The organism is Microbacterium sp. K41 (genome assembly GCF_004794395.1).
GTDB classification, from domain to species: Bacteria; Actinomycetota; Actinomycetes; order Actinomycetales; family Microbacteriaceae; genus Microbacterium; species Microbacterium sufflavum.
In genome coordinates this window covers 1-6,329 of record NZ_SSDO01000253.1, presented here as the reverse complement: position 1 = coordinate 6,329, position 6,329 = coordinate 1, and the positions used below count along the sequence as shown (strand labels likewise).

General features: G+C 69.5%; 6 protein-coding genes. 2 read left to right on the top strand and 4 right to left on the bottom strand.

Features of this window, described 5'->3' with window-relative positions; genetic code table 11:
- From DW309_RS06990 to DW309_RS06980, 3 genes are all read right to left on the bottom strand, one after another.
- On the bottom strand, positions 1-460 hold a 460-nt coding region (locus DW309_RS06990), incomplete at its 3' end, for an ABC transporter permease (RefSeq protein WP_136044949.1).
- 1 nt (position 461) lies between these two features.
- On the bottom strand, positions 462-1,997 hold the full coding sequence (locus DW309_RS06985; protein ID WP_136030061.1) for an ABC transporter substrate-binding protein: 1,536 nt from the start codon (positions 1,995-1,997) through the stop codon (positions 462-464).
- Between the two features lie 133 nt (positions 1,998-2,130).
- Positions 2,131-3,492: an MFS transporter gene (locus DW309_RS06980; RefSeq protein ID WP_136030063.1), complete on the bottom strand. Its 1,362-nt coding sequence runs from the start codon at positions 3,490-3,492 to the stop codon at positions 2,131-2,133.
- 149 nt (positions 3,493-3,641) lie between these two features.
- On the opposite strand from DW309_RS06980, the gene DW309_RS06975 reads away from it, so the two are divergent.
- Together DW309_RS06975 and DW309_RS06970 are read left to right on the top strand one after the other, a co-directional pair.
- Positions 3,642-4,304, top strand: a complete 663-nt coding sequence (locus DW309_RS06975; RefSeq protein WP_136030065.1) for a GntR family transcriptional regulator — start codon at positions 3,642-3,644, stop codon at positions 4,302-4,304.
- Positions 4,301-5,158: an SDR family NAD(P)-dependent oxidoreductase gene (locus DW309_RS06970; protein WP_136044948.1), complete on the top strand. Its 858-nt coding sequence runs from the start codon at positions 4,301-4,303 to the stop codon at positions 5,156-5,158. The genes DW309_RS06975 and DW309_RS06970 overlap by 4 nt, the downstream gene beginning before the upstream one ends.
- A gap of 178 nt (positions 5,159-5,336) precedes the next feature.
- On the opposite strand, the gene DW309_RS06965 is transcribed toward DW309_RS06970, so the two are convergent.
- Positions 5,337-6,329: glycoside hydrolase family 26 protein (locus DW309_RS06965; RefSeq protein WP_205812657.1), on the bottom strand; the 993-nt coding region annotated here is incomplete at its 5' end.

Sequence of the window (6,329 nt, the reverse complement as noted above, 5' to 3'; positions counted from 1 at the left end):
TCAGCACGATGCCGATGAGGAACTGCGGCAGCGCCATGCCCGCGGTGGAGATGGCCGTGAGCACGCGGTCGACCACGCCGAGCGGGCGCAGCGAGGCGATCACGGCGGCCGGGGTCGCGATGAGCACGGCCAGCAGGATGCCGATCAGCGTGAGCTCGAGCGTGGCGGGCAGGCGCTGCGCGATGAGCTCGGTCACCGAGAACTGGTTGAAGTACGACTGTCCGAAGTCGCCCGTGACGACGCCGCCGATCCAGCGCAGGTACTGCTCGATGACCGGGGCGTCGAGCCCGGCCTCCTCGCGCAGACGCTGGAGCATCTCGGCGTCCACGCCCGGCGTCGAGCCGAGACGGGTGATCACGGGGTCGCCCGGCAGCAGCCGGAGCACCACGAACACGAGGAGCGAGGTGGCGATCAGCATCGCGATGCTGATCGCCACCCGCCGCAGGACGGAGAGGAGCACGTCAGCCCTTCAACTGCGCGTTCTCGAGGTGCAGCTGCCCGCCGCCCTCGACCCACACGCCGTCGACCTTCGTGCTGGTCGCGGTGACCACGGTGGACTGCAGCGGCACGATCAGCGGCACCTGCTGGTTGATGATCGTCTGCACGGTGCCCCACTTCTCGGCACGCGCGGCCTGGTCGGGCTCGGCGACGGCGGCGGCGAAGGCCGACTGGAACTCCGGGTCGACCCAGTTGCACTCGCAGCGGCCCTCCAGATAGAAGTTCAGCGAGTAGGCGGGCTCGGGTGGCGTGGACTGGAAGTTCGGCACGATGTAGCCGGGGAAGCTCTTGCCCGCCGGGTAGAACGAGTCGACCCAGGTGCCGACGTCGTTGTTGTCGATCTTCAGGGTGATGCCGATCTCCTTGAGGCTGGCCTGCAGGATCTCGCCGCTGGTGTTCCACTCCGGGTACTGTCCGGCGACGCCCCACCAGGTGAGGGTGCTGCCCTCGGTCACGCCGGCCTCGGCGAACAGCTCCTTGGCCTTGTCGAGGTCGTAGGAGTAGTCGGTCAGGTCGCCGCCGTACCAGGGGTTCACCTCGCCGAGGGCGTTGTTGGTCGGGGAGACCGTGCCCTGGCCGTAGTACGCGGCGTCGAGGATCGCCTCGCGGTCGATCGCGTATGCGAGGGCCTGCCGCGCACGCACGTCGTTGAACGGCGGGGAGGTGGTGTCGACCTCCCACGATGGCCACTGGCTCGGGTTCTCCGGCTTCACGAGCGCGATGTCGCCGCCGGCCTCCAGGCCCTCGACGTCGCCCTGCGGCACCGACCACAGCACGTCGATGTCGCCCGAGCGCAGTCCGGTCACGGCGGCCGTGGACTCGGCGGCCTTCACGATCCTGATCTCGTCGAGCGCGGGGGCGTCGCCGAAGTACTCGGGGTTGGGCACGAGCGTGAGGCTGTCGTCGGGTGTGAAGGCGTCGACGATGTAGGGACCGGTGCCGATGGGCTCCTTGTCGATGGTGTCGAGCGCGTCGACGTCGAGCATCTTGACCCACACGATGCCGGCGTCGAACGTGGCGATCGGCTCGGAGAGCGTGATGACGACGGTCTTGTCGTCGGGGGCGGTGACGTCGGTCACCATGTCGATCTTGTTCTTCTCCTGCGTGGCGGTCTCGGGGTCGAGGTAGTACTCGAACGAGGCCACGGCGTCTTCCGCGGTGAACGGGTCGCCGTTGGAGAACGTGACGCCGTCGCGGAGCGTGAACGTCCACGTCTTCTGGTCGTCTGAGGTCTCCCAGCTCTCGGCGAGGTCGCCGACGATCTCGCCGGACTCGTCGGTGGTGGTGAGGCCGTTCCAGAGCAGCGGGAACAGCACCTCCTCCCACGCGAAGGTGCGGATGGCCGGGTTGAGCTGCGGGATGCCCTGGGCCGCGGCGACGGTGAGCGTGCCGCCGTCCTGGGCGGAGCCGTCGGGGGTGGATGAGGTGCTGCAGCCAGCGGTGATCAGCGCGGCGGTGAGCAGCGCTGCTCCGCCGAGAAGAACGCGACGACGCGACATGGGTGCCTCCAGGTGTCGGGTGGTGCTTCGGGTAAGGGTGTTCGCTATAGCATGTAGCAAAAGCGCGAGGGCGTCTAGAGCGAACCGGATCGGCGGGGTTACGTTCTCGTTACGCCCGCCGATCCGGACGGGCTCAGCGCGCGGCGGGCGCCGACTGCGGCGCCGGTGCGGGCGCCGTGGTGAAGTCGGCGCGACGGCTCAGCACGAACGCGATCGTCGCCCCGAGCAGGGTGAGACCGGAGATGAGCAGCAGGCCCCACACGGCGGATCCCGTGGTCTGGCTGATCCAGCCGATCGCGTACGGACCGGCGAACCCGGCGAGATTGCCGACCGAGTTGATGAACGCCAGTCCCGCCGCCGCGGCCGTGCCGGTGAGCACCATGGGCGGCAGGCTCCAGAACAGCGGCGTGGTCGAGAACAGGGCGGACATCCCGACGCACAGCGCCGCAAGCGCGAGGATCGGAGTGCCCTGCGCCGCGACCGCTGCGATGAGCGACAGGGCCGTGATGCTCAGCGTGATGCCGATCTGGAGCGGGATGTTGCCCTGCTTCCGCGCGGCGCGCTCCCACGGCAGCATCACCAGCGCCGCGCAGAGGTTGGGCAACGCCACCAGCCATCCGGTCGTGGCGTTGGAGAAGTCGCCCATGCTCTTCACGATCGTCGGCAGCCACATGCCCAGGCCGTACGCCCCGAACACGACGCCGAAGAACAGCACGATCAGCGTCCACAGACGCCCGTTGCGGAAGACCTCGCCCAGGCGGAGGCGGCCGTGGCGCTGCTCCGTGGCCTGCGTCTCGGCGGCGAGCGTGTCGGTGATCCACCGCTGCTCGGCCGGGTTCAGCCAGCGGGCGTCCTGCGGGCGATCGGGCAGCCAGAAGAACACGACGAACGCGAGCAGCACGGCGGGCACGCCCTGCAGGAGGAACACCAGCTGCCAGCCGTCCAGACCCCACAGTCCGTGGAGCTCGAGCATCCAGCCCGACAGGGGTGCGGCGACGGCGTTGGCGATCGGGTTCGACAGCACGAACACGGCGAGCACCTGCGTGCGGTACTGCCGCGGGAACCAGAGCGTGAGGTAGAGCAGCACGCCGGGGAAGAACCCGGCCTCCGCGATGCCGAGGATGAAGCGCGCGATCGCGAACTGCGTCTCGTCCTGCACGAAGGCGGTGAGGGCGGCGACGATGCCCCACGAGATCATGATGCGCGCGATCCACTTGCGGGCGCCGAACTTCTCCAGCAGCAGGTTGCTGGGCACCTCGAAGAGGAGGTACCCGATGAAGAAGATGCCGGCCGCGAAGCCGAACGCCGCCTCGGTGATGTTCAGCGCGGCCGTCATCTCGAGCTTGGCGAAGCCCGCGTTGTTCCGGTCGATGTAGGCGACGAGGTAGAGCAGTCCGAGGAACGGGCCGAGCCGCCAGATCGCCTTCTTCATGGCCGCGGCTCCCACCGCGGCGTCGGCGGCGCGCTCCTGGGCGGCCGAGTCAGTGCCGGACATGACAACTCCTTCGTCATCGCTAGGTTTTGCTATAGCATCTAGCACCAGCGTCGTTCTGTCCAGTCCTGTCGCGGATGCCATAGCATCGAGCGAGCGAAGAGGCCCCGCGCGACGAGCACCGGGCCGCGCGAAACCGAGAAGGGCCCCGGATGCGCAGCGTGTCGGATCAGAACATCGCCGAACAGGTCACCGACGAGCTTCGGGCCGCCATCCACTCGGGCGAGCTCGCGCCGGGCGAACGGCTGGTGGAGCGCAAGCTCGCGGAGCGGCTCGGCGTGAGCCACATCCCGGTGCGCGAGGCGCTGACCCGCCTGGCCGAGGAGCGCCTGATCACACGCGAACCCCGCCGCGGCGCCCGCGTGGCCCAGCTCACCGCGCAGGACCTGGAGGAGATCTCGAGCCTGCGCATCGTGCTCGAGCAGTTCATGGCCATCCGCGTGCAGGAGCGGTGGAACGAGGAGTCGGCGGCACGCCTCGGCGCCATCATCCAGGCGATGTCCGACGCGGCGCCCGGCGACATCGCGGAGGTGCTCCGCCAGGACCGGCTGTTCCACGAGACGCTGGCCGACCTCGCCGAGCACCGGTTCCTCGACGAGCTGAGCGCCCAGCTGCGTGGTCGGATCGCCGGGTTCATCCAGGCCGCGAACGCCGCGCTCGACCCCGCCGAGCAGGAGGAGCACGTGCGCAGCCACCAGCAGATCATCGACGCCGTGGCCAGCGGCGACCCCGATCGCGCCCGCGCCGTGATCGCCGAGCACGTGACGCGCGCTGTCGAGCGCATCACCCCGACGGTCGAGGCGGAGGCCGAGTGACCGCGACCGGCCGCCGCACCATCGTCCTGACCGGTGCTTCCGACGGCATCGGCGCTGCCGCCGCGCGTCAGCTCGCCGACGCCGGGCATCGGCTGATCCTGGTCGGGCGCTCCCCGGAGAAGACCCGCGCCGTCGCGGAGGAGACCGGAGCCGAGCATCACGTGGCCGACTTCGCGCGACTCGACGACGTCCGCTCCCTCGCGACCCGCATCGACGCGGCCGTGGGTGACGACGGCATCGATGTGCTGGCCAACAACGCCGGCGGCATCTTCGGCGACCGCACCCCCACGGTCGACGGCTACGAGAAGACGCTCCAGGTGAACCACCTGGCGCCGTTCCTGCTGACGAATCTGCTGCTGCCCCACCTGCTCCGGGTGCGCGGCGCCGTGATCAACACGTCGAGCGTGGGCCACCGGCTGTTCGGGCACCTCGACCTGGACGACCTCGACAACCATCGCCGCTTCAGCCCCAACAAGGCCTACGGCGACGCGAAGCTCGCCAACATCCTGTTCGCGAAGAGCCTGCACGAGAGGTTCCACGCGCGGGGCCTCAGCGCCGTGGCGTTCCACCCCGGCACGGTCCGCACGAACTTCGCGGCGGACTCGTCGAGCATCATGCGGCTGGTGTACCGGTCGCCGCTGCGGCACGTCCTCCTGATCGGGACCGACCGCGGAGGGGCGACCCTGCGGTGGTTCATCGAGGGGACCCCGGGCGAGACCTGGACCTCCGGCGCCTACTACGACGAGCGCGTCCTCACCACCCGGGTGAACCCGCAGGCGAACGACCCCGTGCTCGCGGAGGCCCTGTGGCAGCGGAGCGCCGAGCTCGTCGGACTCCCCGCCGCCGAGGACTGACCCCGCGGACGCCGGTCGCGTCGCCTGATCCCGCGGACGCCGATCGCGCGTCGCCGGATCCCGCGGACGCCGATCGCCCGCGGTCGTGACACGAGGAGCGCCCCCTCGCGCACCGGTGTGTGAGGCACCGGCGCCCGAGGGGGCGCAGTCCTGTCGAGCGGACGGGCTCGACGCGGGGTCAGTTCCCGCGCGTGTTCACGAACGGATCCAGACCCGCGTCCTTGAACGACTCGAGCATGCCGGGGCCGTTCTCGATCTGGAGCGTGCACTTCTCCCCCGTGCCCAGGGCACCGGGCGAGTTGAACCGCACGAGCGCCTTCAGGTTCGGGTAGTCCTTGAGTGCATCGGGGATGTCGCGGTGCCAGTCCTGCGCGAGCGCCGGGTCGGACGTGTTGTACGAGGTGCCGTACTCGGACAGGATCTGCGGCTTGGTGCCCAGGCTGCCCTGCGTGAAGAAGTGGTACTTCTGATCGATCTTGTCGGCGAACGTCGTCCACCCGGTGCCGTTGCACGTGTAGAAGTTGTACGGGTCGTAACCCACCCAGTCCACGTAGGAGTCTCCGGGGTAGCCCTGCATGATGCGGTCGTCGTTCCCGTCGCCGAGGTACCCGGTCGACACCCAGGCCCACGCGACGTTGGTCACGCCCTTGGCCTCGAAACGGTCATGGATGTGGCGGTAGGCGCTGGCGTAGTCCGCCATCGTGCCCTTCTCCTCGTTCGGGCCGTTGTCGAACTCGGGATCGAACGCGATCATGACCTGCTTGCCGAACGCCTTGACCCGGTCGGCGGCGGAGTCGATGTACGAGTCCATCTCGCCCTTGGTGATGCGCGACCACGCGATCATGGTGTTGGTGTCGGAGACGCGCGACTGCCACGAGAACAGCAGCGTGCGGTCCTGACCCAGCGTCTGCTCCTCCGCGTCGGGGAACTGCCCCTGATGCACGTGGGTGGAGAAGTCGTGGTACCGCATGGTCATGTCGAACTTGCGCCCGACCTTGGCCTCGAGATCGGTGACCGAGGTCACGAGGTTCGATCCGCCCTCGGTGGCGTACACGCCCCACAGTGCGCCGCACGACGGGGCCAGCATCGCCTGGGCACCGCAGGCGTCGGGGTCGCTCGTCGCCGACCCACTCCCGTCCGTCGCCGGCGCGGGTGCGGGTGCGGGTGCGGG

Excerpts from the sequence above, each read along its gene's own strand:
- DW309_RS06980 (WP_136030063.1), bottom strand. The coding sequence starts at position 3,492 with ATGTCCGGCACTGACTCGGCCGCCCAGGAGCGCGCCGCCGACGCCGCG.
- DW309_RS06975 (WP_136030065.1), top strand. The coding sequence starts at position 3,642 with ATGCGCAGCGTGTCGGATCAGAACATCGCCGAACAGGTCACCGACGAG.
- DW309_RS06985 (WP_136030061.1), bottom strand. The coding sequence starts at position 1,997 with ATGTCGCGTCGTCGCGTTCTTCTCGGCGGAGCAGCGCTGCTCACCGCC.